At 41.7% G+C, this 26228-nt stretch carries 21 protein-coding genes and 1 tRNA gene; 20 read left to right on the forward strand and 2 right to left on the reverse strand.

What is annotated here, in order from left to right; genetic code table 11:
* The first annotated feature begins 107 nt into the window (after window positions 1–107).
* The 9 genes from kdpB to Q0R88_RS12915 all read left to right on the forward strand — a co-directional run bounded on the left by kdpB (window position 108) and on the right by Q0R88_RS12915 (window position 8109).
* A complete protein-coding gene (gene kdpB, locus Q0R88_RS12875; RefSeq protein ID WP_295716669.1) occupies window positions 108–2135 on the forward strand; it encodes a potassium-transporting ATPase subunit KdpB in 2028 nt (675 codons plus the stop codon).
* A gap of 108 nt (window positions 2136–2243) precedes the next feature.
* Window positions 2244–2810 (forward strand): K(+)-transporting ATPase subunit C, encoded by a 567-nt coding sequence (locus Q0R88_RS12880; protein ID WP_295716671.1) that lies wholly within the window; start codon window positions 2244–2246, stop codon window positions 2808–2810.
* A 170-nt stretch (window positions 2811–2980) separates the two neighbouring features.
* Complete coding sequence (locus tag Q0R88_RS12885; RefSeq protein WP_295716672.1) at window positions 2981–4108, forward strand: sensor protein KdpD; 1128 nt, start codon at window positions 2981–2983, stop codon at window positions 4106–4108.
* A 1-nt stretch (window position 4109) separates the two neighbouring features.
* Window positions 4110–5819: an ATP-binding protein gene (locus Q0R88_RS12890; protein WP_295716673.1), complete on the forward strand. Its 1710-nt coding sequence runs from the start codon at window positions 4110–4112 to the stop codon at window positions 5817–5819.
* A 493-nt stretch (window positions 5820–6312) separates the two neighbouring features.
* Complete coding sequence (locus Q0R88_RS12895; protein WP_295716674.1) at window positions 6313–6876, forward strand: DUF6428 family protein; 564 nt, start codon at window positions 6313–6315, stop codon at window positions 6874–6876.
* An 11-nt stretch (window positions 6877–6887) separates the two neighbouring features.
* Window positions 6888–7106: a hypothetical protein gene (locus tag Q0R88_RS12900; protein ID WP_295716675.1), complete on the forward strand. Its 219-nt coding sequence runs from the start codon at window positions 6888–6890 to the stop codon at window positions 7104–7106.
* A complete protein-coding gene (locus Q0R88_RS12905) occupies window positions 7070–7318 on the forward strand; it encodes a hypothetical protein (RefSeq protein ID WP_295716676.1) in 249 nt (82 codons plus the stop codon). The genes Q0R88_RS12900 and Q0R88_RS12905 overlap by 37 nt, the downstream gene beginning before the upstream one ends.
* A gap of 2 nt (window positions 7319–7320) precedes the next feature.
* Complete coding sequence (locus Q0R88_RS12910; RefSeq protein WP_295716678.1) at window positions 7321–7734, forward strand: arsenate reductase ArsC; 414 nt, start codon at window positions 7321–7323, stop codon at window positions 7732–7734.
* A 45-nt stretch (window positions 7735–7779) separates the two neighbouring features.
* Window positions 7780–8109 (forward strand): metalloregulator ArsR/SmtB family transcription factor, encoded by a 330-nt coding sequence (locus tag Q0R88_RS12915; protein ID WP_295716680.1) that lies wholly within the window; start codon window positions 7780–7782, stop codon window positions 8107–8109.
* Window positions 8110–8396: 287 nt separating this feature from the next.
* On the opposite strand, the gene Q0R88_RS12920 is transcribed toward Q0R88_RS12915, so the two are convergent.
* Entirely contained in the window at window positions 8397–10481 is a 2085-nt protein-coding gene (locus Q0R88_RS12920) for a beta-galactosidase (RefSeq protein WP_295716681.1), read from the reverse strand.
* Window positions 10482–10717: 236 nt separating this feature from the next.
* Between Q0R88_RS12920 and Q0R88_RS12925 the strand changes: the two genes are divergently transcribed.
* From Q0R88_RS12925 to Q0R88_RS12935, 3 genes are all read left to right on the forward strand, one after another.
* Window positions 10718–12475, forward strand: coding sequence for a family 43 glycosylhydrolase (locus Q0R88_RS12925; RefSeq protein ID WP_295716683.1), 1758 nt, complete (start codon window positions 10718–10720; stop codon window positions 12473–12475).
* Between the two features lie 68 nt (window positions 12476–12543).
* Window positions 12544–13044: a hypothetical protein gene (locus Q0R88_RS12930; protein WP_295716684.1), complete on the forward strand. Its 501-nt coding sequence runs from the start codon at window positions 12544–12546 to the stop codon at window positions 13042–13044.
* Between the two features lie 48 nt (window positions 13045–13092).
* Window positions 13093–14049, forward strand: coding sequence for an acetyl-CoA carboxylase carboxyltransferase subunit alpha (locus Q0R88_RS12935; RefSeq protein WP_295716685.1), 957 nt, complete (start codon window positions 13093–13095; stop codon window positions 14047–14049).
* A 479-nt stretch (window positions 14050–14528) separates the two neighbouring features.
* Here Q0R88_RS12935 and Q0R88_RS12940 read toward each other — a convergent pair whose 3' ends face one another.
* Window positions 14529–17663 carry a DUF2723 domain-containing protein gene (locus Q0R88_RS12940; RefSeq protein ID WP_295716687.1) on the reverse strand — a complete coding sequence of 1045 codons (3135 nt, stop codon included), beginning with the start codon at window positions 17661–17663 and terminating at the stop codon, window positions 14529–14531.
* Between the two features lie 215 nt (window positions 17664–17878).
* Between Q0R88_RS12940 and Q0R88_RS12945 the strand changes: the two genes are divergently transcribed.
* The 8 genes from Q0R88_RS12945 to Q0R88_RS12980 all read left to right on the forward strand — a co-directional run bounded on the left by Q0R88_RS12945 (window position 17879) and on the right by Q0R88_RS12980 (window position 26049).
* Window positions 17879–17949 (forward strand) — tRNA-Gln (locus Q0R88_RS12945).
* A gap of 176 nt (window positions 17950–18125) precedes the next feature.
* Window positions 18126–19070, forward strand: coding sequence for a ribose-phosphate pyrophosphokinase (locus tag Q0R88_RS12950; RefSeq protein ID WP_295716689.1), 945 nt, complete (start codon window positions 18126–18128; stop codon window positions 19068–19070).
* Between the two features lie 116 nt (window positions 19071–19186).
* Entirely contained in the window at window positions 19187–19771 is a 585-nt protein-coding gene (locus Q0R88_RS12955) for a 50S ribosomal protein L25/general stress protein Ctc (RefSeq protein ID WP_295716690.1), read from the forward strand.
* 138 nt (window positions 19772–19909) lie between these two features.
* Window positions 19910–20263, forward strand: coding sequence for a four helix bundle protein (locus tag Q0R88_RS12960; RefSeq protein WP_295716692.1), 354 nt, complete (start codon window positions 19910–19912; stop codon window positions 20261–20263).
* A gap of 118 nt (window positions 20264–20381) precedes the next feature.
* A complete protein-coding gene (pth, locus tag Q0R88_RS12965; protein WP_295716694.1) occupies window positions 20382–20942 on the forward strand; it encodes an aminoacyl-tRNA hydrolase in 561 nt (186 codons plus the stop codon).
* Window positions 20943–21049: 107 nt separating this feature from the next.
* Window positions 21050–23512 (forward strand): TonB-dependent receptor, encoded by a 2463-nt coding sequence (locus Q0R88_RS12970; protein WP_295716695.1) that lies wholly within the window; start codon window positions 21050–21052, stop codon window positions 23510–23512.
* 9 nt (window positions 23513–23521) lie between these two features.
* Window positions 23522–23872 carry a Spx/MgsR family RNA polymerase-binding regulatory protein gene (locus tag Q0R88_RS12975; RefSeq protein WP_295716696.1) on the forward strand — a complete coding sequence of 117 codons (351 nt, stop codon included), beginning with the start codon at window positions 23522–23524 and terminating at the stop codon, window positions 23870–23872.
* A gap of 173 nt (window positions 23873–24045) precedes the next feature.
* The gene (locus Q0R88_RS12980) at window positions 24046–26049 is read left to right on the forward strand and encodes a M1 family metallopeptidase (protein WP_295716698.1); all 2004 of its coding nucleotides are present in this window, start codon (window positions 24046–24048) and stop codon (window positions 26047–26049) included.
* Window positions 26050–26228: the final 179 nt, after the last annotated feature.

A 26228-nucleotide genomic window follows, 5' to 3' on the forward strand; every position in this document is an offset into this window, starting at 1 on the left:
CCACCCCACCTAAATCCTCCCTGAAGGGGAGGGCTTTAAAAAAAGATGCAAATCAAAAGCCTAACCCTTTAGGGGGAGATTTAGAGGGGGCTACAATTTAAATAATCATGAAAACCTCAAATACATTATTCCAGGGCGATCAAATGAAAGAAGCTTTTAAGCAATCTTTCATCAAACTGGATCCACGCATCCTGTTCCGCAACCCGGTGATGTTCACCGTGGAGATAGGTACAATGGTGATGCTCATCGTTACTATATTTTCCTTTGCTAATAAAGGTCAGGGTAGTTTTGCCTATAACTTTACTGTATTTATAGTACTGTTATTAACTGTATTGTTTGCCAACTTTGCCGAGGCTATTGCCGAAGCACGCGGCAAGGCTCAGGCCGAAAGCCTGCGCAAAACCCGCGAAGAAACACCTGCCCGCCTACTTGTTAATGGTAAGGAAGAACGGGTAATGTCAAGCCAGTTAAAAAAAGGCGATGTGTTTATCTGCGAAACAGGCGATAACATCCCTACCGATGGCGAGATCATTGAAGGTATTGCTACCATTGATGAATCGGCTATTACCGGTGAATCGGCCCCGGTGATTCGCGAATCGGGCGGAGATAAATCCTCTGTAACAGGTGGTACCAAAGTATTATCCGACAGGATTAAGGTAATGGTAACTACTCAGCCCGGAGAAAGCTTTTTAGATAAGATGATCGCTTTGGTTGAAGGTGCATCACGCCAGAAAACGCCAAACGAAATCGCCTTAACCATATTATTGGCCGGTTTTACGCTCATCTTCGTTATAGTGTGCGTTACACTGAAACCTTTTGGCGATTATTCAAATACCCCTATAACCATTGCTGCTTTTATTTCGCTTTTTGTTTGTTTAATCCCTACTACTATCGGGGGGCTGTTATCGGCCATCGGTATTGCCGGGATGGACAGGGCTCTGCGTGCCAATGTGATCACCAAATCGGGTAAGGCTGTTGAAACTGCCGGCGATTTGGATACCTTACTGTTAGATAAAACAGGTACCATCACCATTGGTAACCGTAAGGCCACCAACTTTTACCCTGCCAATGGCATAAAACCTGCAGATTTTGTTACAGCCTGTGTGCTTAGTTCGCTCGCTGATGAAACTCCCGAAGGTAAATCAATTGTTGAACTGGCCAGCCAGGATAAAACAGTACCATCGGTAAATGCGCCTAAAAACTCGGTGTTCATCAAATTTACTGCCGAAACCCGCTCAAGCGGATTGGATACGCCAGAGGGCTTACGCATCCGTAAAGGCGCCTTTGATTCTATCCGTAACATAGCGCTTAAAGCCGGTCATCAATTCCCGGTTGAGGTGGAGGATAATGTTAAAAAGATCTCCTCAAACGGTGGTACCCCGCTGGTAGTATCACAAAACGAGCAGATAATGGGTGTAATTGAATTGCAGGACATTATAAAACCAGGCATTGCCGAACGTTTTGACCGCTTACGTAAGATGGGTGTTAAAACGGTGATGGTTACAGGTGATAACCCACTTACAGCCAAATTTATTGCCGAAAAAGCTGGTGTAGATGATTTTATTGCTGAGGCTAAGCCTGAGGATAAAATGAACTATATCAAGAAAGAGCAGCAAGGCGGTAAGCTGGTAGCCATGATGGGCGATGGTACAAATGATGCCCCTGCTTTGGCCCAGGCCGATGTTGGTGTGGCCATGAACAGCGGTACCCAGGCAGCTAAAGAAGCCGGTAATATGGTTGATTTAGATAACGACCCAACCAAGCTGATTGAAATTGTGGAGATAGGCAAGCAATTGCTGATGACCCGCGGTACGCTTACCACCTTCTCTATCGCTAATGATGTGGCTAAGTACTTTGCTATTGTTCCCGCTTTGTTTATGGTATCTATACCGGCATTAAAAGCATTGAACATCATGGATCTGCATAGCCCGGAATCAGCTATCTTGTCGGCGGTGATCTTTAACGCCATCATCATCCCCTTGCTGATACCATTGGCTTTAAGAGGCGTTGAGTATAAACCGATAGGCGCCAGCGCTTTATTGCGCCGTAACTTATTAATCTACGGGCTTGGTGGTGTACTGATACCTTTTATCGGTATAAAACTGATTGACCTTGCAGTAGGAATTTTTATTTAGATGTAAGATTTGAGATATGGGATTTTGAGACAAAGAGAAGGTCGGCAATTTCATATTTCCAATTAACAATCTCATATCTAAAATCTCATATCAAAAAAAGAAAATAAAATGAAAACATATTTGTTGCCATCCATCAAGTTAACTATCATACTGATAGTAATTACAGCCGGAATATATCCATTAGCGATAGCAGGCATAGGCAAATTTACTCCCGGTCATGGCGATGGGGAGACCATAACATATAAAGGCCGTGTAGTTGGTTATGCTGGCATCGGCCAAAAATTTACTAAGGACGAATATTTCTGGAGTCGCCCATCGGCAGTTGATTATAACGCAGCTGGTTCTGGTGGTTCAAACAAAGGTCCTTCAAATCCTGATTATCTGAAACAGGTAGAGGGCAGGATTGCCGATTTCCTGAAACATAACCCGGGCGTAACCCGCGCCCAAATTCCTGCCGAGCTGGTTACCGCATCAGGTAGTGGGTTAGATCCTGATCTTTCACCTGCAGGTGCACAGGTACAGGTAGCACGTATAGCAAAAATACGTGGTTTATCTGCCGATGCATTAACCAAATTGGTTGATGCCCATACAGAAAAACCAATGTGGGGCGTGTTTGGTCCGGCTAAAGTAAATGTGCTTAAACTAAATGTTGCTCTTGACGAGCTGAAGAAATAGTATGGATTGTTTATAATTAATTTTGGTTGTTAATTATAAGTTTGGTTTGATGAACATTCATACGCTAAAAGGGGATTCTTCGGAATTTCCTTTTATTAGGTTGAAAAGAAATGGAAAAACTACTTCATGTATAGTTTGTAAACAGCAAGATGAGTTAGTTAAGAATCACAATGGAAGAAAGTAAAGAACAATCGGTTGAGCATTTCCTGGAGCTTATTAAACGATCCCGTCGTGGTAAGTTCAAGGTTTATATAGGCATGAGTGCGGGCGTGGGTAAAACTTACCGCATGCTACAGGAAGCCCAGGCTTTGTTGCGCAACGGCATTGATGTTAAAATAGGTTATGTTGAAACTCATAATCGGAAGGAAACGGTAGCCCTGCTGGAGGGTTTGCCGATAATTCCGCGTCGTAAGCTTTTTTACAAAGGCAAGGAATTGGAAGAGATGGACTTGAAAGCCATTATCAGTCTTAGGCCAGAAGTGGTTTTGGTTGATGAACTGGCGCATACCAATATTGAAGGCAGCAGCAACGAAAAACGCTGGCAGGATGTGATGGAGATATTGAACGCCGGTATCAACGTTATCAGCGCGGTAAATATCCAACATATGGAAAGCCTTAATGAAGAGGTAGAGCGAATAACCGGCACGGCCATTAATGAGCGCATCCCTGATAAAGTTTTGCAGATGGCCGATGAAGTGGTGAACATTGACCTTACAGCCGACGAACTCATAGATAGATTAAAAGACGGTAAAATATACGATGAAAAAAAGGTGCCAACAGCGCTTAATAACTTTTTCCAGGCCGATAGGATTCTTCAGCTGCGTGAACTGGCGCTACGTGAAGTAGCCCACCAGGTTGAGCGGAAAATTGATATTGAAATACCTAAAACCATAAAATTGCGGTCCGAGCTTTTTTTGGCCTGCATCAGTACAAATGACGCATCTGCAAAAATAATAATACGTAAAACCGCAAGGCTATCATCTTACTATCGTTCCAAATGGTTTGTTTTGTATGTGCAGACTTCAAAAGAAAGTAGTGATAAGATAAACCTGGCCTCGCAAAGGCATCTTATTAATAATATGAAGCTGGCTACCCAGTTGGGTGCAGAAGTGCTTAAAGTAAAAAGCGACCGCATAGCCCAAACCATTTGGGAAACAGCCGAAAAATATGACATTACTACCATTTGTATAGGTAAACCACGGTTTAAGTTTTACCAGCTGATCATGAAAACAGCGGTATTTACCCAGCTATTGAATAAAATGTCAAAAACTGATATTGACCTTGTAATACTTTCATAACATGACTATTAAAAATAAACTCCGTACCGGCATTGGCTTTTTGTTTATACTGGCTCTTATCTGCTGCGGATTATCGGTATATTTCCTTAACCGCCTCTCGGCCGATGCCGGGCTAATCCTGAAGGATAATTATAAAACGCTGCAATACACTCAAAATATACTGGATGAGATAGATGCCAATGATGGCCCCCTCTCGGCTAAGCAAATTGCAGTGATGGATGATAACCTTAACAATCAAATGCATAATGTTACTGAGAAAGGCGAACGTGAATTAACCGATTCTTTAAGTGTTGCTTATCAGGATATTAAACTACACCAAAATACAGCCACACAAGCCCAGGTGCGTGCGCAGATTCGGCGACTCATATATGGCATCATGCATTTAAATATGGATGCCATTGCCCATAAAAATGATGTGGCGGCCGGTACTGCTAAAAGAGCAAATATACTGGTTGCCTTTTGCGCGGTGCTTTTATTCACCATCGCATTTACTTTTGCGGTCAATTTCCCCGGGTATATAGCTAACCCATTAAAAGAATTAACGGAGAAAATAAAAGAGATATCGAATCGAAATTATCATCAGCAGATAGATTTTCGGTCGGATGATGAATTTGGTGAGCTGGGGCAGGCCTTTAACAATATGACCAAAAAGCTGGATGAGTATGAGAATAGCAACCTGGCCAGTATTTTATTCGAGAAGAAGCGGATCGAGACCATCATCAATACCATGCAGGATGCCATTGTGGGTTTGGATGAAAAGATGATCATCATATTTGCCAATGAGATAGCGTGCTCATTAATAGGCATGAGTGCGGAACAACTTACCGGTCGTTATGCGCCCGATGTAGCTTTGGAAAATGACCTGTTAAGAAATCTTTTGGTTAACGAACAGCCCAAACTAAAAATATTTGCCGATAACCGGGAAAGCTTTTACTCGCGCGAATCACTGTCAGTAAGTAGTAAAGGCAAGGTAATTGGTAAGGTGATCATCCTTAAAAATATTACCGAGTACCAGCAACTGGATGAAGCTAAAACTAACTTTATAGCTACCATATCGCATGAGTTAAAAACGCCGATATCATCCATAAAAATGAGCTTAAAATTGCTGGAGGATGATCGTATTGGTAATGTGAATACCGAACAAAGGCAGCTGTTGGAAAACATTGACGATGACGCCCGTCGCCTGCTGCAAATAACCGGCGAACTATTGGATATGGCACAGGTAGAAACAGGTAAATTGCAGCTTAATTTTGGTAGTACCCATCCTAAAAATATTGTGGATTATGCGGTTAAGGCTATCAAATTCACAGCCGATCAAAGGCAGGTAACCATAAAAGTTAAATGCGATGACTCCCTTCCCGAAGTACATGCCGATTTGGATAAAACTACCTGGGTACTTATCAACCTGTTATCAAACGCTATAAAATACAGCCATGAAAAATCGGTAGTAGAGCTGGTTGTTAAAAAACATAAGAACGATGAGATAGAATTTTCTGTAACGGATCATGGTAAAGGCATAGAGGCTCAATATTTATCGCGCCTTTTTGAACGCTATTTTAAGGTGCCAAATGCCACCGCCGATCAAACCGGAACCGGCCTCGGGCTTGCCATAGCTAAGGATTTTATAGAAGCACAATCTGGCCACATCGGGGTTGATAGCGAGATAGGAGCAGGCAGCAGGTTCGCGTTTACGTTGAAAAGGGCGGTGTAGCTCGTGGAAAAAACAGTAATGACATAAAAAAACCGCGTCATTGCGAGTTTTAAAATCCGTTTGGCCTCTGAAGGAGAAAATGACGTGACAAAAATGGCTATCATCCTGAGCCTGTCAAAGGATAGTGGGCAAAGGCCTTTCCGCGCGAGTCTTCGACAGGCTCAGACTGACAGGCCCACACGCCTCAAAATCCAATAAGTCATTGCTGTAAGGTACGAAGCAATCCCAAACCATACAGAGTGTATTTGTATAGCTACTCTGTAGGTCGGGGATTGCTTTGTACCTTATAATGACGATTTATAGGACTACGTGAAAAAAACAACACTGATAATCAATGGCTTAAAGCCGTGTTATCGGCGTGACAATCTTTTGTAACGTAATTTTCCCTCCCCAGGATCCCCGGATTTTCCAATTTACAATTAAATTTTTTTAATTGATTCGTCTTTTAAACTATTAATCGTAATATTGCAATATATAATTCAATGCTTGTATTATGAAAAATCAGGAAGCTATAAATTGGATGGAATTTAAGGAGCAATTGCTTGCTCATCCGCAACTGGATCTGCAATTTCAGTATGCAGAAAATAAATGGGTAGATGCTTCATACCACATCACCGAAATTAAACAGGCACCCATCACATCGGTTGATTGTGGAGGCAAAATGAACAGCTGGACAGAGATCATCGTTCAACTGTGGGAGCCTGTTGGGCAACAACAGGAAAGGGCAATGCAGGTTGAAAAGGCTTTATCTATCATCGGGCTTGTTGAAAAAACATTACCTTTAAATCCATTGGCAACGGTTAAAATTGAGTTTGGTAATTCGGACTTTGATACCCGCCAAATGTATCCTAACCAGGTAATAGCCGAAGGGAATAATCTGATTGTTGATCTTAGGCCAGATACCGTGCAATGCAAAGCCATTGAACGTGGCGGCAGTTGTGGTACTACTGATACCGGCGAAGAGTGCTGCGCACCGGCTACAGTAAAGCCCAAAATTGAATTAAAGAATCTTGCTGTTGCTACTGAATGCTGTACCCCAGGTGGGGGATGCTGTTAAAATAAAAAAGTATGTTAATAGAAAAAGCTGAAAACTACAGGGATAGCATTGTTCAACTGCTGAAGGCTGCAAAGCTACCGGTTGAAGATCTGCCATTATCGCTGGATGAATTTTCTATTGCATTAAATGATAACAACGATGTAATAGGCGTAGTTGGGCTGGAAATTTATGGCGATTATGCTTTGCTCCTTCATTGGCTGTTGAGCCCGGGTATCGCGGCCAGGGGATAGCAAACAAATTGCTTGGCATTGCCGAGGGATCTGCATTGTTAAAAAGCGTAAAGGCAATTTACCTTATCACAGAAACAGCATCGGTGTATTTTGGCCGAAAAGGATATATGACTGTTCCACGTATTGAGGTGCCTGATGAAATAAAGGTTTCTTCGGAGTTTAGTTATGTGTGCCCTGCGTCGGCCATTGTAATGAAAAAAGAACTGAATTAATAATGAAAAAAATATTAGTGTTATGTACCGGCAATAGTTGCCGCAGCCAGATAGCCCACGGCTATTTACAACATTTTGCCGGTGATAAAGCCGAAATTTATAGTGCCGGCGTCGAGATTCATGGCGTAAACCCTAAGGCGATTAAAATAATGGCCGAAGATCATATCGATATCTCGCATCATACATCAAATAATGTTGATGAGTATATGGAGATCCCTTTTGACTACATTATTACAGTTTGTGATAATGCTAAAGAAAACTGCCCATACTTTCCATCCAAAGCTGAGCGTTTTCACCAAAACTTTCCCGACCCAGCTAAAGCTACCGGAACAGAAGATGAGGTGATTAATGAGTTTAGGCGGGTGAGGGAAATGATCAAAATATTCTCGGCCAGTTTTATACAGCAGCACGTTTAAAACCGTAGTTTGATTATTAATCACTTTATTGTAATATTGCTTGTAATGGGTTTAACTAAAACAGAAAACTTTACCGAGGCTCAAAACGAGCTGGCCAAAATGCTTAAGGCATTGGCGCATCCCGCGCGCATTGCTATTATTGAGCATTTGATAAAGGCCAATGCCTGCATCGGGAACGATTTGGTTGATATATTGGGTTTGGCCCAGCCCACCACCTCGCAGCACCTGCGCGAACTTAAAGACGCCGGAATAATTAAAGGCACCATCGAAGGCACATCCATGAACTATTGTATTGACCAGGTGAAATGGAAACAATACGCTGATAAGTTGAACGCCTTTTTTGTTACAGTGAATGTTTCTGACGGTTGCTGTTGATCTTTTTTGATCGAATTGTTTTATCGCAATAAAATTTTACGGCCTGCATCCAAAAAAAATCTCTTTGTCATCCTTGAGCGTAGCGAAGGATTTATTATTCGCCATGCTTTTTCGCTCTGTAAGTCTGCGAATAGAACCTTCACTACGCTTCTTATGACGTGGTTGGTATTTATTAACGTATCTACGGCCTAAAAAGGCCTGTCACCCTGAGCTTGTCGAAGGGTCGCGCGCAGAGGCCTTTGCCCACATGCTTCGACAGGCTCAGCAGGACAGCCCTTTTTAAAACGTCAATTCACCTCCACAATCTTAATCCCCCAGGGTTCCAGCTGCATAGCCGAATTGGCGTTTACGCCTGCACCCGATAACAACTCTTTTCCATTGCTGTAAGGATAAGTAAAACTGCTTTCCTTGTCCGAATAGTTGAAATAATAATGCACTGTTTTACCTTTTTGATTAGTGCCATACTTGGTAATTATTGGGAAGGCCAACTGTTGATCAGCACCCCATAAGCCAACTTTTTTCACCGCATCGGCCAGTATTTTATCGGTTACAGCATTACTGGTTAGGCAACCTATATAGGTTGCCAGGCCTTTACCGTAAGCGTTTTCGGTGATGGCTGCATATTTACCCCAAACCGGGTGATCATAATAGGCCAGCACTTTAGCTGTTGTTGGAGTGATAAGCTCCATCCAGGTATTGAGTTTTTTATCTTCGGGCTTAAGGTTGAAATCATCGCCTTTTAAACCAACATTTTCGGGTACTGTAAATTGGCTGTAGTAAATTCCACAGGCCTCGTTGATTATTCCTGGCTGATGGGTTGTTCTCACTTTTACATTTTCATCACTAAATCCACTTTTTACTGTGTAAATAATATGGCCGCCATTTTTTACGTAACGGTTTAAACGCTGCAATAAACTATCAGGTGCTGCATACAAAACGGGTACTATCAGCAGTTTATAATTTTCGATGTTCTGGCTGGTAGGGTCAACAAAATCGCAGCCTACATTCATGTGGTATAAACCATCATACAGTTGGCGTAATATATCATTGTAGCTGGTTCGTACACCCCACCCAAATCCAAAAGCCTTAAATCCGGTAAGGGCCTCATTGCTGAACAATATGGCTACATCGTTTTTCTTTTTCAGGTTTATGAGATTAGCGCTAAGCCTGTCAAAATCTTTACCTATGGTTTTTGCTTCGTTGTAAACCGGGTTTGGCTCAAAATCATGACTTAACAAGCCTTTCCAATAAGTTTCTGCAGAGTTATGGATAGAATGCCAGGGCCAGTAACCCACCATGTTGGCGCCCGATGCCAGGTGACTAAAGGCCTGTAACCTTAACTGCCCCGGATAAGGTGTCCATTGCGCGAAACCCTGAGCTTCGGTTTCTATTGTCAAATAATTTTTACCGCCCTTCATTGATCGGGTTACATCGCCGCCAAATGAAATTTCGGAGCCTGTGAGGTTATCCTGGCTGGGGTGGTAAATATCAATGCCCGCAATATCCATTGATTTGGCTGCCGCAAAGTGGTCAACATCCGGTTGGATCCCGAATGAATAGCCTCGCCATTCCAAATCGAAATTTTGAGTAATGAACTGGTCTGGTCGTTTGTATTCGCGCACAATAGCGGCCTGCCAGCCTAAATACTGGGTAACCTGCTGCCTTTGAAATTTGGCAAATTCAGAGGATAAACTGGCGTTGATGGTGCCATTCATCGAAGGAAAATCATCCCAGTTATTGATGCGGTTGCTCCAGTAATCCAGGCCAAAAATGTGGTTAATATTATCAAGCGTGTGGTATTTTGCCTGCATGTATTTTACAAACAAGGCCTGTACATTTGGTCCGGATGTGCCGTAAGCTTTGGTCTCATTATCTACCTGGTAGCCAATTACAGCAGGATTATCCTTCACATGTTCCATTATTTTCCTGATCACCCGCTCGGCATAAGTCCTGAAATCCGTATTGGTAATATCCATATTTTGCCTTGCCCCATATTGGTTTTGGCCCGATGGAGTTATAGCTAATATTTCGGGATGTTTTTTAGCCATCCAGGTAGGTATAGCGTAAGTAGGGGTACCAACAATCACTTTTATTCCACCTTTTTGCATGGCGGCTAATACCCGGTCGATATGGGTAAAATCAAATACGCCATCTTGCGGCTCAACGGTGCTCCAGGTTGATTCGGCAATGCGTACCACGTTAATGCCACAATCTTTCATCATCTGCACATCCTTATACAGCCTTTCATAAGGCATGTATTCATCGTAATAAGCAACACCGTAAAGCAGTTTATCCATTTTAGGATATTGTGCAAAAACAGATAAACTCAACAACAATTGCAGGGCTAAAAGCAGCAGGTATTTCTTCTTCATAAAAATGAAATTTAGGATGATTGGGTTATGAGGATGAAAGTACAAATTAATTGTGTCTTTAACACACATTAATAAAATATTGGAGAGTAAAATTGAATGAGGTAACCGGTTTTTGGTATGCACAAAGCTTAGGTGAATGCTTTTGAGCAGTAAATGTAGTAGTATATGTGGTTTTTGTTAATGTTTTAAAACAGATATTAGCTTTCTGTTATTTACTACATAAGCCTATATAATTTATGAAATTAACTGCCCGTATTTTACCAATACTGCTGTTTTGTTTTTGTTTACAAGAGTTAAGCGCACAAACCAAAAAGCTTACTTACTGTAACCCGCTTAACCTTGATTATGGTTACACGCCCTTTGCCGATTTTTCCAGCTGGGGCAGGCACCGTGCCACCGCCGACCCTACCATGACTCTTTTTAAGGGGAAATATTACCTTTTTAGCACCAACCAGTTTGGCTATTGGTGGAGCAATGATATGCTTAACTGGAACTTTGTTTACCGCAAATTTGTACGGCCTTACAACCAAAATCCCGGCGATGAACTTTGCGCCCCTGCTACCCTGGTTTTGGGCGATACGCTGTTGGTAATAGGTTCAACCTATAATAAAGACTTTACACTGTGGATGAGCACCAATCCCACCAAAGATGACTGGAAGGCGGCCAAAGATTATTTTAAGGTAGGCGCCTGGGATCCGGGTATGTTTGCCGACGATGACGGGAGAGTATACATCTACCATGGTTCCAGCAATACGCTGCCGCTTTACGGGCAGGAGATAGACCGGAAAACATTTGAACCCATAGGCCCCAAGAAAGAAATGGTAAAACTCGACCCGGAAAAGCATGGATGGGAGCGTTTTGGCGAGCATAATGATAATGTGTTCCTGCTGCCATTTATTGAAGGCTCATGGATGAATAAGCATAACGGGAAATACTACCTGCAATTTGGTGCACCCGGCACCAAGCAAAGCGGCTACGGCGATGGCGTTTTTGTAGGCGATAAGCCATTGGGGCCTTTTACTTATCAAAAGCATAATCCATTCTCCTACAAACCCGGAGGCTTTGCAAAAGGGGCGGGGCATGGCGCTACCTGGGCAGATAAGTATGGCAATTTTTGGCATATCAGCACCATGGGCATTGCGGTAAAAAACAACTTTGAGCGTCGTATCGGCTTCTGGCCTGCCGGCTTTGATCAGGACGGTACGTTGTACTGTAATACAGCATATGGCGATTATCCGCAATATTTAGCTGCCGGGCCCGAAGATCACCTGAAGAGTAATTTTACAGGCTGGATGATCCTGAATTATAACAAACCGGTTGAGGTATCATCAACCCTGGGGGCCTATGGCGCAAACAATGCCGTTGATGAGGATATTAAAACCTATTGGAGCGCCAAAACGGCCAGCAAAGGGGAGTGGTTTAAAACAGATCTGGGCGAGATAAGCATTATAAACGCAATTCAGATCAACTATGCCGATCAGGATGCGGAGTTACTGGGCAAATCGTTGGGGGTTTTTCATCAGTACATGGTTTATTCATCGTTGGATGGAAAGGCGTGGAAGCCTTTGATTGACAAAAGCAAAAACAAAACCGATGTTCCGCATGACTATATCGAACTAAAAAGCCCTGCAAAGGCTCGTTATCTTAAAATGGTTAACCTGCATATGCCAACCGGTAAGTTCGCATTATCTGGCTTCAGGGTGTTTGGTAAAGGTGCAGGCGCCCGGCCCGATACTGTGCAAAATCTGATTGCGTTACGTGGTGATAGTGAGCGCCGTAATTCCTGGCTTAAATGGAAACCAAATGATCAGGCTACCGGTTACACTATTTACTTTGGCATAGCGCCCGATAAACTGTACAATAACATGATGGTGTATGGCAAAAATGAATTTTATTTTAGTGGAATGGACAGGGACTTGCCGTATTATTTCCAGATAGAGGCCTTTAATGAAAATGGGATTTCGCAACGCACAAAAATAATTAAGGTTGATTGAGGTATCGGGGACAGTATTTATTAATGCAAATGGCCCAATAGTTGCGGTTTTTTTGTAAACTGCAATCTATGCTGAAAACAATACCCTTATTTATGATGCTTCTGTTTTTTTATGGTGAAACTAAAGCACAAACTATTGATAGCACTTTAAAAAAATCGCCGGTTAAAACCTTAAGTGATGCGCAGTATAATGCATTATTAAAGGGCGATGATATTTTTAACATGCCCCCTGTTGCTGTTGTAAATCATTACCCGATGCCCGATAAGGCCATTGCATTTAAAAAAGAGGAGGGGCTTAGTCCGGTACAAATAACCCAAATTACAGTAATTGCCAACGAGCTGAAGCGTAAAAAGATGGAGATGGGTAAGTTCATCATCACCAATGAACAGGCATTGGATAATTTATTGCGGAGGGGCACCGATGAAGGGAGTATTATTTTTTATGGTAACAGATCGGGATTATACTACGGTGAGCTCAGAAATGCCATATTATTGGCATGTTATAACACCTGGAAATTACTGGCGCCGGCTCAAATTAAAAAGCTGGAAACTTTGCAAAATCATAATTGATAAATTTGCCGTTTGATTTGCTTAATTTAGCGGCCCCAAATAAAGTGTATGAAAATAACTTTTGATTTTGAAAAACCACTGGCTGAGCTGATGCAGCAGATTGAAAAGGTGAAGCAGGTTGAGGATAAAAATAAGCTCGACATGTCTGCAACAGTGGCAGAACTTGAAGCTAAGCTTGAAACTACCAAAAAAGAAATATATGCCAACCTTAACGGCTGGCAAAAAGTGCAGATCTCCCGGCACCCCGAGCGGCCGTACACCCTGCAATATATTGAGCTGATGTGCGATGATTTTATTGAGTTGCACGGCGACCGTACAGTTGGCGATGATAAAGCTATCATAGGCGGTTTCGGGACCTTAAACGGTCAAACTGTAATGTTTATTGGTCAGCAAAAAGGGCGTAATACAAAAGAGCGTCAGTACCGTAATTTTGGTATGGCTAATCCGGAGGGTTATCGTAAGGCGCTGCGATTGATGAAAATGGCCGAAAAATTCAATAAACCGGTTGTTACTTTGATTGATACCCCGGGGGCATTTCCTGGCTTAGAAGCAGAAGAACGCGGACAAGGCGAAGCTATAGCCCGTAACCTACTCGAAATGTCGATACTTAAAGTTCCTATCATCTGCGTTATTATTGGCGAAGGTGCATCAGGAGGTGCCTTAGGTATAGGTATAGGTGATAGGGTGTTGATGCTTGATAATTCATGGTATTCGGTAATATCACCAGAGAATTGTTCAACCATTCTTTGGAAAACCTGGGAAAATAAAGAACGTGCAGCCGAAGTACTAAAATTGACTTCGACAGAAATGTTAAAGAACAGGTTGATAGATGGGGTGATTAAAGAACCACTTGGTGGCGCTCACCAGGATCCGGTTGCTATGGCAGCCACCCTAAAAAAACAATTGCTTAAGGATCTTAAGATGCTTAAAGAAAAAGATGTTACTGAACTGGTTAACGAACGCATCGAAAAATTCTGTTCGATGGGAGTGGTTAATGAAGGGTAATCTTTGGAGTAAGGAGCAAGGACTTTTGGACAAAGGATTTTCAGACGAAGGACAAGAACTTATAATCAACAAAAAAGCGGCATTTGCCGCTTTTTTGTTTTCATCCCTTTTGTTATGCTGAGTGATTAAATTTGGCGAAACTCTGAAGGTGAAATGACGGAAACTAACCAAGGTTAAGACTCACCCCGTCGAGGCTACGCCCGACACCCCTCTCTTCAACTTCGTTGGAAAGAGGGAGTTGAAACTTAGAATTAACTTTTTTGACACTTTCCGGCGAAGCCGAAGAGAGGGTCGCCGTCCGCGAAGGGCGGACCGGCGGGGTGAGTCATTGCCAGCATACAGAGCCGATTGCCTGGTATGAAACAAACACGTCATGGGTAGTTGAAAAATTTAGTGAAACTCTAAAGGTGGGGATTTGTCACAAAAAAGGCAAGAGTCTTAATTCATGACTCTTGCCTCTTGATTCTCAACGGCCATTACTATTTCGAGCCCATTCCCAGCTTTTTCTCATAATCTCTAAGCTGTGCGCTGAATTTGGTATTAAGATCTGTTTGTTTATAGTTTTTGGTATACTCGGTTAAACCATTTAACATAGACATGGAGTATTGAATATCGCGGCTGTCAATACTTACTTCGCCACTTTGCAAAAGCGTGTAATTATAAGCTAACAGGTTGGTTACGTAATCATCAACCAGGTTTGCCAGTTTATTTCCCAGCTGTACTTCGCCAACGCGGTAAGCTGTCTCTATCAAATAATACTTACGTATGGCTATCTCAGTATTTGGAATGTTATCAGGCATAACCTCATCATATTTTTTGAAGACATTTCTTGCCATATCAGGATGTCCCTCTTTAAGCAGGTTATCGGCAAGGGTTGAATAAAGCCTTGAAATTAAAGGATAAAACATGGTGTTTGACTCATGATCAAGATAACTGGCATTTTTCATGTTACCCCATTTATATTGCGTCATCATGTTGTGATACATTACCGGTGTATTGGTAACTTCGGCCTGGCCCGCGGTGGTATCCGGCTTTAATGGAAGCAAACGATTTGCAAAGCCTTCACTGTATAAATATTTACCAAGTCCAATCAGGTTTTCATCGGGTACGGTTGTGGCAAAATAAATTGGTCTTTTCCAGTTATTGTGAGCCAGGATATCCATCATAGCTAAAACATCCTTAGTAACATATTTACCATTAAAAGTCCAGTCCATTTCTGGCGTAATTTTGTCCTTTTGGCTGGCAGATACGGTTTGAGTTTTTACCACGTCATCAGCATTAACCGTTAACTTAAAGTTCTTGGTTGGCAGGTAATTACCCATATCGCCATTGCCATACTCTGTCATCGCAGCTTTATTATCCGATGTGATGAAATCAAATACTTCTTTCAGTTCTACAGAGCCGGGTAATTTTTGGTCGTTAAAATAAATTACATCACGTACGCCCGGTTTAAATTTATCATAAGGCATGCTGATAGGCAATGGCTCAGACTGGTTCATTTTGTTTTTCATCCCGCGGATGTACCAATCGGTACCCAGCAGGCTTAAGTTTACAATACGTACATCGGGCCTTACATTTTCAACCTCTTGAATGTACCATAGGGGGTAGGTATCATTATCGGCATAGGTAAACAAAATGGCATTAGGCGCACATGAGTTAAGGTAATTATAAGCCATATCATGCGGAGTAAGCTTGGTTGAGCGGTTATGATCATCCCATTCCTGGTTGGCCATTAACACAGGGGCTCCTAATAAACATACCACGGTGGCAATAATGCCGCTGGTTTTGGCATTTAGTTTTTTACTAAGCAAGTCGGCAATTCCCATAACACCAAGTCCAATCCAAATGGCAAACGCGTAAAACGAGCCCGCATAGGCATAGTCACGCTCGCGTGGCTGCAACGGATCCTGGTTTAGGTATAAGACAATGGCTAAGCCGGTAAAAAAGAATAGTACACCTACAACGCCCGCATTCTTCTGGTCGCGTTTAAAATGAAAGAACAAGCCTGCCAGGCCTATGATAAGGGGCAGAAAGAATAAGCGGTTATAACTTTTGCTTTTGGTAACCGCATCGGGCAATTGTTTGTTAAAGTTCCAGCCGCTTATCCAGTTACCATCGGCGGCACTGTTGCTGGTTTGGCCATCCAGGTCATTGGTACGACCAACAAAGTTCCAAAGGAAATAACGGGTATACATTTGGTTAACCTGCCAGGTGCCAAAAAAGCCCAGGTTGGTTGCAAAAGTGGGCTTTTCGCCATCGGCTAATTTACTCCAGGCACGGTAAAACTGTGGATGACCAGCCTTATCGCTAAACATCCGCGGAAATATGGTGTTGCGATCATAAATGGTGGTTAGCTTTTTACCGGCAATTTCATATTTGGTTTTACCCCTGCGGTAAATTGTTGCGCCCTCGGTTTGGTCTGTTGGTGTTGAGTCAAAAAACTGGCCGTAAAGCAATGGCGTATCGCCATACTGATCGCGGTTTAAATAGCCGTTAAGTGCAAACGCATCCTGTGGATCGCTGTTATTTAAGTTGGGATCGGCTTTTGCCCTTACCACAATCATTACAAATGAGCTATAACCAAACAGGATAAAGAGCAGGCAAACAAAAAAGCTATTAAGGGCGAAACGTTTTTCGCGTATTTTAACCACATACTCCAGCAGTAGTAAAACTAAGATGCCCACTATAGCGCCCAAATAACTGGCGCTAATTCCAAGTGCCAGGATAAAGCAAATGGCACAGGCGATGATTGCTGTATTTGATTGCTTAATGGTATAATATATTCCCGATACAATGGTTGCTACAAGCAAAACAAAAAACAGAACAGCACCGCTGCCGAAGCTCATTCCCAGGGTATTTACAAAAAACAGATCGGAGAAGGCTGCTCCCTTTACAGTAAACTGTATAACTCCCCATAACACAAAAGCTACCGATACAATACCTGCAAAAAACGATAGTAAAGTGCCTTGTGTGGTAATGTTTTTTGCCTTACGGAAATAAATTACCAATGCTATAGCCGGTATTACCAACAGGTTTAAAAGGTGAATACCTATTGATAGGCCCATGATATAAGCAATAAATACAATCCATCTGTTAGCATGGGGTTCATCGGCGTGGGCTTCCCATTTTAATATGGCCCAAAAAACAATGGCTGTACACAAGGATGATTGTGCGTAAACTTCAGACTCAACTGCCGAAAACCAGAAGGTATCAGACCAGGCATAAGCTAAAGCGCCAACCAGTCCCGAGCCTATTATAATGATCAAATGGGTGGGGTTAATATCTTCGGCTTTTTTAACCAGCATCTTTTTGGCAAGGGAGGTTACCGTCCAAAACAAGAACATAATAGTTGCCCCGCTGGCAATTGCCGATGCCATATTAGCCCAGTAGGCTACTTTGGTATTATCGCCCATAGATAGCAGCGTAAACACTTTGCCTATCATGGTGAACAATGGTGCTCCGGGCTGGTGGGCTACCTGCAAACGAAAGATACAGGCAATAAATTCGCCGCAATCCCAAAAGCTGGATGATGGTTCAAGCGTTAAAATGTAGGTTAAAGTAGCGATAACAAAGGCTATCCAGCCAAAAATATTGTTGATCTTATTGTAGTTCATGTCAGGATATTTTCGATAGAAAAAGGTTTTATATAGCCGAAAGTAAGAAAAACTATCACGATGCTGAAACCAAAACCGCCTTATTAACACTTTTTAACGCATTTTGCGCTGTAAAACAGCGATATACATACTTTTTTAAAATTCTATTTTGAGAGTTAAAAAATCGTCTTATATTTGCATTCCTTTTCGGAGAGTAAAAACAAACCAAAGGAGATTGCCTGATAGTATAATGGTAGTACGACGGTTTTTGGTACCGTTTGTCTAGGTTCGAATCCTGGTCGGGCAACATTAAGATTTCGGATTTCGATTTTTTAATTTCGGATTTACTCCGGTTTAGAAAATTGAAATCCGAATTGTGTTTTAGGAGGTTACTAACGAAGTAGTTAAAGCTTACCATAATGGTAAAGAATTGAAATTAACTTAATCCGAAATCAAACATCCGAAATTCAAAATCAAGAAGAAATGCCCTTACAATTTAATCCGGTTAAATTATTTGCAGGTTCAGGCTCAAAAGAGTTGGCGCAAAAAATTGCTGAAGCTTACGGCCGCGATCTTGGCGATGTAGTGCTCTCGCGTTTTAGTGATGGTGAATTTCAACCACATTTTAATGAATCTGTTAGGGGATGCGATGTGTTCCTTATCCAATCTACCCACCAACCTACTGATAACCTGATGGAGTTACTGATGATGATTGATGCCGCCCGTCGTGCATCGGCTCATTATGTAAACGCGGTTATCCCTTACTTTGGTTTGGCAAGACAGGATAGGAAAGATAAACCCCGTGTTGCCATAAGTGCAAAGCTGGTTGCCAATTTATTGGTTGCAGCAGGCATTGACCGTATTATGACTATGGATTTGCACGCGGCACAGATACAGGGTTTTTTTGATATCCCTGTTGATCACCTTGATGCATCAATCATTTTTGTGCCGTATATAAAAAGCCTGGGCTTAGGTAATTTAACCATTGCTTCGCCGGATATGGGTGGCTCATACAGGGCGCGCAGTTTCGCTAAGTTTTTTAATGCCGAAGTGGTTATTTGCGATAAACGCCGTAAACGTGCTAATGAAATTGAGTCCATGACACTGATAGGTGATGTAACCGATCAGGATATTGTGCTTATAGATGATATTTGCGATACTGCCGGTACATTGGCTAAAGCAGCAGGCCTGATCATGGAGCGTGGTGCACGTAGTGTACGCGCGGTTTGTACACACCCGGTATTATCAGGTAAAGCATATGAAACTATTGAAAATTCGGCTTTAACCGAATTGATAGTGACCGATACCATACCATTGAAACACCAAAGCCCTAAAATAAGGGTATTATCAACTGCCGAGCTTTTTGCGAAGGCAATAATCAACGTAAACGAGCATGGCTCAATAAGCCAGTTGTTTAAGGTAGATTAATTAGAATGTCCATAGTCTATGGTCGATAGTCCAGGGCAATGAACGTACATTGAAAGAATAAAAGCAAATCCATGGTGATAAACCGTGGACTTAATTAATAAATAAAATAAAAAACAATGAAATCAATTGCTATTAGCGGTTCTCCAAGAGAGAACGTAGGGAAAAGAGACGCTAAAGAACTGCGTTACCAGGGCTTAGTGCCTGCAGTACTTTACGGTGGGCCAACTCAAACCCACTTTTCAGTGTCCGCAGCTGATTTGAGAGCCGTAGTTTACACTCCGGTTGTTCATTTCATCGATCTTGATGTTGCTGGTGTTAAATCACAGGCTATTATTAAAGATATGCAGTTTCACCCTTTAACTGAACAACTTATCCACATAGACTTTTTGTTGCTTGACGAGAAAAAGCCTATCACTATCGAGATCCCTGTTAAATTAACCGGAACTTCTCCAGGTGTTAAAGTGGGTGGTAAATTAGTTCAAAAACTAAGGAAACTGCGCATCAAAGCATTACCTAAAGATCATTTAGATGCTATTGAAGTAAGCATCGAAAGCCTTGAAGTTGGTAAATCAGTTAAGGTTTCAGATTTGAAACTGGAAACATTGATTATCACCAATGCTGTAGAAGATACTATCGTATCAGTTACTACTTCACGTGCATTACGTCAGGCTGAGCAGGAAGCTGCTTCAGGTAAAAAATAATTTACCCTGATAAAAAAAAACGCGATAGGCTTACGCCCATCGCGTTTTTTTTTGACAAAAGATTTTTGGATCAAGGAGCAAGGATTTTTGATTGGTTAACAAGAGATATCCTATGAAATTTATTAATCAGGTACGTAGATGCATAACTTTAGGCAGTTAAGGATTTGGATTGATTCTGTTGAATTGACAAAGGATATTTATGTGCTAACGCAGAAATTTTCAAGTGAGCATAGATTTGGTATTTCGAGTCAATTATATAGAGCAGCAGTTTCCATTCCATCAAATATCGCAGAGGGTTCGGCAAGAAAGTCAACTAAGGATTTTAGTCATTTTTTATCAATGAGCCTTGGTTCGGCATTTGAATTGGAAACCCAATTAATCATTGCCGAACAATGTAACTTAACTACAGATGCCGAGTATCAAAATTTGATTAATCGGGTTCAATCCCTGCAAAAGCAAATCAAAGCATTTTCAAATACTATTGCTTCATAATTGTCTTCTTACACTGTAATGCAGTTACTTTGATCTATAAATCTTTTATCCTTAATCTAAAAAGTCCTAAATCCATAAATCCTTTATCTTTGCTCCCAAAATCTTTGCTCCGCAAAAAATGAAATATCTAATTGTTGGTTTAGGAAATATAGGGCCGGAGTATGCTGATACCCGGCATAACATAGGGTTTATGGTGTTGGATGAATTAGCTAAGCAGGAAGGGGCTAAGTTTTACCACATGCGCCTGGCGTATTATAGTGAGGTATCATTTAAAGGTCGTACGCTGCATTTAATAAAACCAACAACCTATATGAACCTGAGCGGCAAGGCAATGAACCACTGGATGCAGGATTTGAAGATTCCGTTGGAGAATGTTTTGGTGATCGTGGATGATATTGCTTTACCATTAGGTACTTTGCGTTTAAAACCCAAAGGCAGTGCCGCCGGTCACAATGGGTTGAAGCACATTGAAGCTACCGTTGGGCACAATAATTATGCGCGCTTACGCTTTGGCGTTGGCGATAATTTCCCCAAAGGCCGCCAGGTTGATTACGTATTAAGTGGCTTTGATGATGATGAAAAGCCAGAACTACCCGCTTTAATAGACCGTTCTATTGAAATGATTAAAAGTTTCGCCACTATTGGTACCGAATTAACCATGACCAGGTTCAATAAGTAATTCTTTTCTACTGTAAACTAAGTGATTAGTTAAAAAATGTTAAATACTTTCCGGTTTTTGCAACGACGGCGTATCTTGTAGCGTCTTATTACCTAAATGCCTTATGAATGAAACATTTTTTACTAACCTTAATTTGCTGTTATATCTCTATACTGGCAATAGCACAAGCACCAAATACAGCCAACGTAACTATTAAAGGCGTAGTTATCGACTCTGCCGTTAATAAGCCATTAGGTTATGTTACCGTTATGTTGCAGGATGCCGGTACAAAGGCATCAGTAAAAAGCACACTTACCAAAAATGATGGCAGCTTTGAGCTGAATGCGCCTGATGGCAAAACCTACCAGTTAGCTGTTGCTTCCATAGGTCTTGCTTCTAAAGTCTTACCTGTAAAACATGGAGGAACCGTATTTGATGCAGGTAAAATTTACATGTCGGCTTCCAGCAAGCAACTGAACGAAGTAAGCATTACTGCCGTAAGGCCCGTGATGAAACAGGAGGTTGATCGTCTGAGCTATGACGTACAGGCCGACCCGGAGAGTAAAGCGATATCAGCTTTGGATATGATGCGTAAGGTTCCTTTGCTCTCTGTTGATGGTGATGATAAAATCAAACTAAAGGGAAGCGGGAATTATAAAATATTGATCAACGGAAAGGAATCGGCTTTGATGGCCAAAAATCCTTCGGATGTGTTAAAATCTATGCCGGCCACCAATATCGAAAAGATAGAGGTGATCACCACACCACCGGCTAAATATGATGCGGAAGGCTTATCAGGTATCATCAATATCATCACCAAAAAAAATGCCGACCAGGGTTATAACGGCAGCATCAATTCGCGCTATAACAGCATCTGGGGACCCGGGTTTAATCTAAACGGAACAGTAAAACAGGGTAAGTTTGGCCTGGCAGGTTATGCCGGTTTTGGGCATCAAAACTTAAATAATAATTACTTTACCAACACACAGAATCAGTTTGCTCAAAATACCACCATATTACAAAAAGGCACAGGTACATTTGGTGGCAATTATCGTTACGGCGATTTTGAGCTAAGCTACGAGATAGATTCCCTTAACCTGCTCACCGGCTCTGTTGAAATTTTCCAGGGAGAGTTTGTACAGGACAATGACCTCATATCGGCCCAAACTAACCGGAACGCGGCTTTAACACAAGGCTACCACCAGTTAACCGATGGCTATAATCATGACCGGGGATTTGATGCGGCCCTTAATTACCAGATAGGTTTTAAAAAGCATAAAGACGAATTGCTTACCCTGTCTTATAAATATAGTTATTCACCAGGCACCCAGTTTGCCGATAACGTATTTACAGACAGGGTTAATTATGGTCAGCAGATACAGCCCGATTTCAGGCAGTATAACAAGGCCGGTAATAAAGAGCATACCCTTCAGTTAGATTATGCTTACCCGCTTAAAACTATCAGCATTGAAACCGGTGCAAAAGCCATCCTCCGCAAAAACTTCAGCGATTTCAGGCGCGAAGACCGCGACTCGGTTACTAATGATTATTTAGTTAATACGGGTCAGACTAACGTGTTTGATTATCAGCAAAATGTTTACAGCGTATATAACTCATACCAATTAAAATTCAGCAAGTGGACTGGTAAAGGTGGTTTAAGATTGGAGCATACACAGGTGAGCGCCGATTTTTCGGGAACACTCCTTGATAAAGGATACAATAACCTGATCCCTTCAGTTTCAATTCAAAGAAGCTTAAAAAGCAGTAGCATCAGTTTGGGCTTTACACAACGTATTCAACGCCCTGGAATATACCAGCTGAATCCGTTTATTGATAGATCGAACCCTAAATTTCTTAATACCGGTAATCCCGACCTAAGTCCTGAGCTTAATAATACGTTTGAGCTTACGTATAGTAATTTTTCAAAAGGTTCCATTAATGCGAGTTTAAGCTATGCGTTTTCAAACAATGCCATACAAAATGTAACCAGCATAAGTATTGATAGTACGGCAAATGGCAAGCGCGACACGGTTACTACCACTACTTATCAAAACCTGGGCAGTAACCGTAGCCTGGGTTTAAATATCAACACCAATTATTCTATTACCAAAAGGTTCACTATCAATTTAAATGCCCGTTTAACACATGTTTGGTTAAAGGGAACTTATAATGGGCAATTTTACAAAAATGATGGATATACGGGTAATGCCTTTGCCAACCTCGCTTATAAGTTTGATAGCGGCTACCGTTTTGGTATTGATGCCGGGTATTTTAGCGGCGATGTAACCCTGCAGGGTAAAAACGGGCATGGCATATTTTCATCATATGTAGTAGGCAAAGAGTTTCTTAAAAAAACACTTACCATATCATTGGTAGCAAACAATCCCTACAGTAAATACCGCATATATAAATCATACACCAATACGCCCGCTTTTTCACAATCATCGGTTTACCAAAACCCTTATCGCAATTTTGCTATCAGGGTTAACTACAAATTTGGTAAGCTTAGCAGCGATATTAAAAAGAACCAGCGCGGCATAAATAACGATGACACCAAAGGTGGGGGTAAAAGTAGTTCCACAAATCAGTAGATTTGCGGCATGAAAGTTTACGGAATTACCAATTGCAATACAGTAAAAAAGGCGCTCGACTGGCTGAAGGCTAATCATGTTGATTACGATTTCCAGGATTTTAAAAAGCTGGGCGTAAGCACAGAAAAGTTGCAGGAATGGGATGGCAAAGCAGGCTACGAGAAATTTATAAATAAACAGGGCCTCACCTGGAAACAGCTTGATCCTGAAGTAAAAGAAAGCGTGAAAACCAATGCGGATGCTTTAAAATTACTGCAACAAAAAACCAGCATGATCAAAAGACCGGTTATTGAAGACAATGGCTTCCTGTTTTTCGGCTTTGATGAAAAGGTGTATGAAGAGCACTTTTTGAAGAAATGATAAATTATTCAAAATCAATTAAATCTACCTGATTAATAGTGTTTTATAACTTTACTCGTTAAAGCGGCGAATCATTAACTCAATCCTTAATATTCGCGTAACAATCATTTTACTAGGGTAGTAAAAACGGTTTTTTTAGTATACTTGCTTTGTATTCTAAAAAATTGACTGAAATGAATTTAAAACTGATGGCCGGTTTAAGCATGGCCTGTGTGCTTGCATTTACGGCAGGTAACGCGCAGCAAACCGCAACTCCAGCACCAACAACCTCCCCGGCTTCTGATTACAATTATCACGAAACTTTCGGCCCCCCTTTCTACACTAAAAATGGAACAGAGTTCCGCGCGGCCGACGGTCAGCCGGGCCCTAAATACTGGCAAAACCGTGCTGATTATACTTTAGCCGCTACCTTGAATGATCAAAGTAATGAAATTACCGGATCGGAAGTTTTAACTTATACCAATAACAGTCCGCAAAACCTGGGCTTTTTATGGATGCAGCTTGATCAAAACCTGTTTAAGTTAGATTCACGCGGTACCGCGATAGTACCACCTACAGGTAGTCGTAACTGGGGCCGTGGTGAAGCGTTTGAGGCAGGTTATAAAATTAAATCTGTAAAATACGTAGATGCCAAAGGCATTTCGACCGATATTAAATTTTTGATTAGCGATACCCGAATGCAGGTTTTTTTACCTAAACAGGTAACTGCTAACGGAGGCGTTGCAAAACTAAAAATTGAGTACTCATTTGTATCTCCAAATTACGGATCAGACCGTATGGGTTACCTTGATGATAAAGCATCTAAAAATGGAAAGATCTATACCGTTGCACAATGGTACCCACGCATGTGTGTGTATGACGAGATATTAGGATGGAACACGCAGCCATATACCGGTCCGGGTGAATTTTACCTGGAATATGGTGATTTTGACTTAAGCATCACTGCACCGTCAAACCATATTGTAGTGGCATCTGGCGAGTTACTGAACCCAACAGAAGTATATACCCCAGCACAGCAAAAACGTTGGGCACAGGCCGCGCAAAGCGAAAAAACGGTAGTGATCCGCTCTGCAGCTGAGGTTACCGAAGCTTCATCGCGCCCGGCAGGTAAATCAACCCTTACCTGGCACTTTAAAATTAAAAATGCAAGGGACGCTTCCTGGGCTTCATCTGCGGCATTTATTGTTGATGCAGCTAAGATGGATTTGCCAAGCGGTAAAAAATCAATCGCTATTTCTGCTTACCCTATTGAAAGTGACGGTACTGATGCCTGGGCACGTTCAACTGAGTATGTTAAAAAATCAATTGAATACAATTCATCAAAATGGTTTGAGTTTCCTTACCCTGCTGCTACAGCCGTTGCCGGTATAGTTGGTGGTATGGAATACCCTGGTATTGTTTTTTGCGGATATAAAGCAAAAAAAGGTGGTTTGTGGGGCGTTAACGACCATGAGTTTGGCCATACCTGGTTCCCGATGATCGTAGGATCAAATGAGCGTCTATATGGCTGGATGGATGAAGGTTTTAACACTTTTATCAATACACTTTCAACAGCTGATTTTAACAACGGAGAGTACAACCGCAAACCTGGTGATATGCACAAAATTGGCGCTAATTTTACAAGACCTGATCTTGAGCCAATGATGAGCCAGCCAGCCAATCTTAAAGAAAAAAATACAGGTACTTTATTATATTCAAAACCAAGTGCTGGTCTTGTTTTGCTTCGCGAGCAGATCTTAGGCCCTGAGCGTTTTGATTTTGCTTTTAAAACTTACATCAACCGTTGGGCATTTAAACATCCAACACCAGATGATTTCTTCCGCACTATTGAAAATGCCTCAGGCGAAAGTTTACAATGGTTTTGGAGGGGATGGTTCCAGAATGACTGGCGTTTGGATGTTGCCGTAAGTGATGTTAAATATGTTGATAACGACGCTACAAAAGGCGCTATGATCACTATTGATAACCTTGGAAAAATGGCAATGCCGGTTATATTGGAAATAAAAACCAAAAGCGGTAAAACAGATAGGATGAAATTGCCTGTTGAAGTTTGGGAACGTAATGCTACCTGGACATTCAAATATCCATCAACAGAAGAAATTGAATCTGTTACCTATGACCCGGACAAAGTATTACCGGATTACAACCCGGACAATAACGTTTGGACAAAGAAATAATGAAATACAAAAACCCGGTGAACGCCGGGTTTTTTGTTGAAAGCAAAGAGGTTGATTTTCCTTAAAGAACAGCACATTTGAATAGTGACCTGTGGGATGCCGAAATAAGTTGGCGTGTTTTGAAAAAAAACTTTTTGTCATCCTGAACGATAGTGAAGGATCTATTATTCGCCATGCTT

The organism is Mucilaginibacter sp., from assembly GCF_025362475.1.
In the GTDB taxonomy this organism is placed as follows: domain Bacteria; phylum Bacteroidota; class Bacteroidia; order Sphingobacteriales; family Sphingobacteriaceae; genus Mucilaginibacter.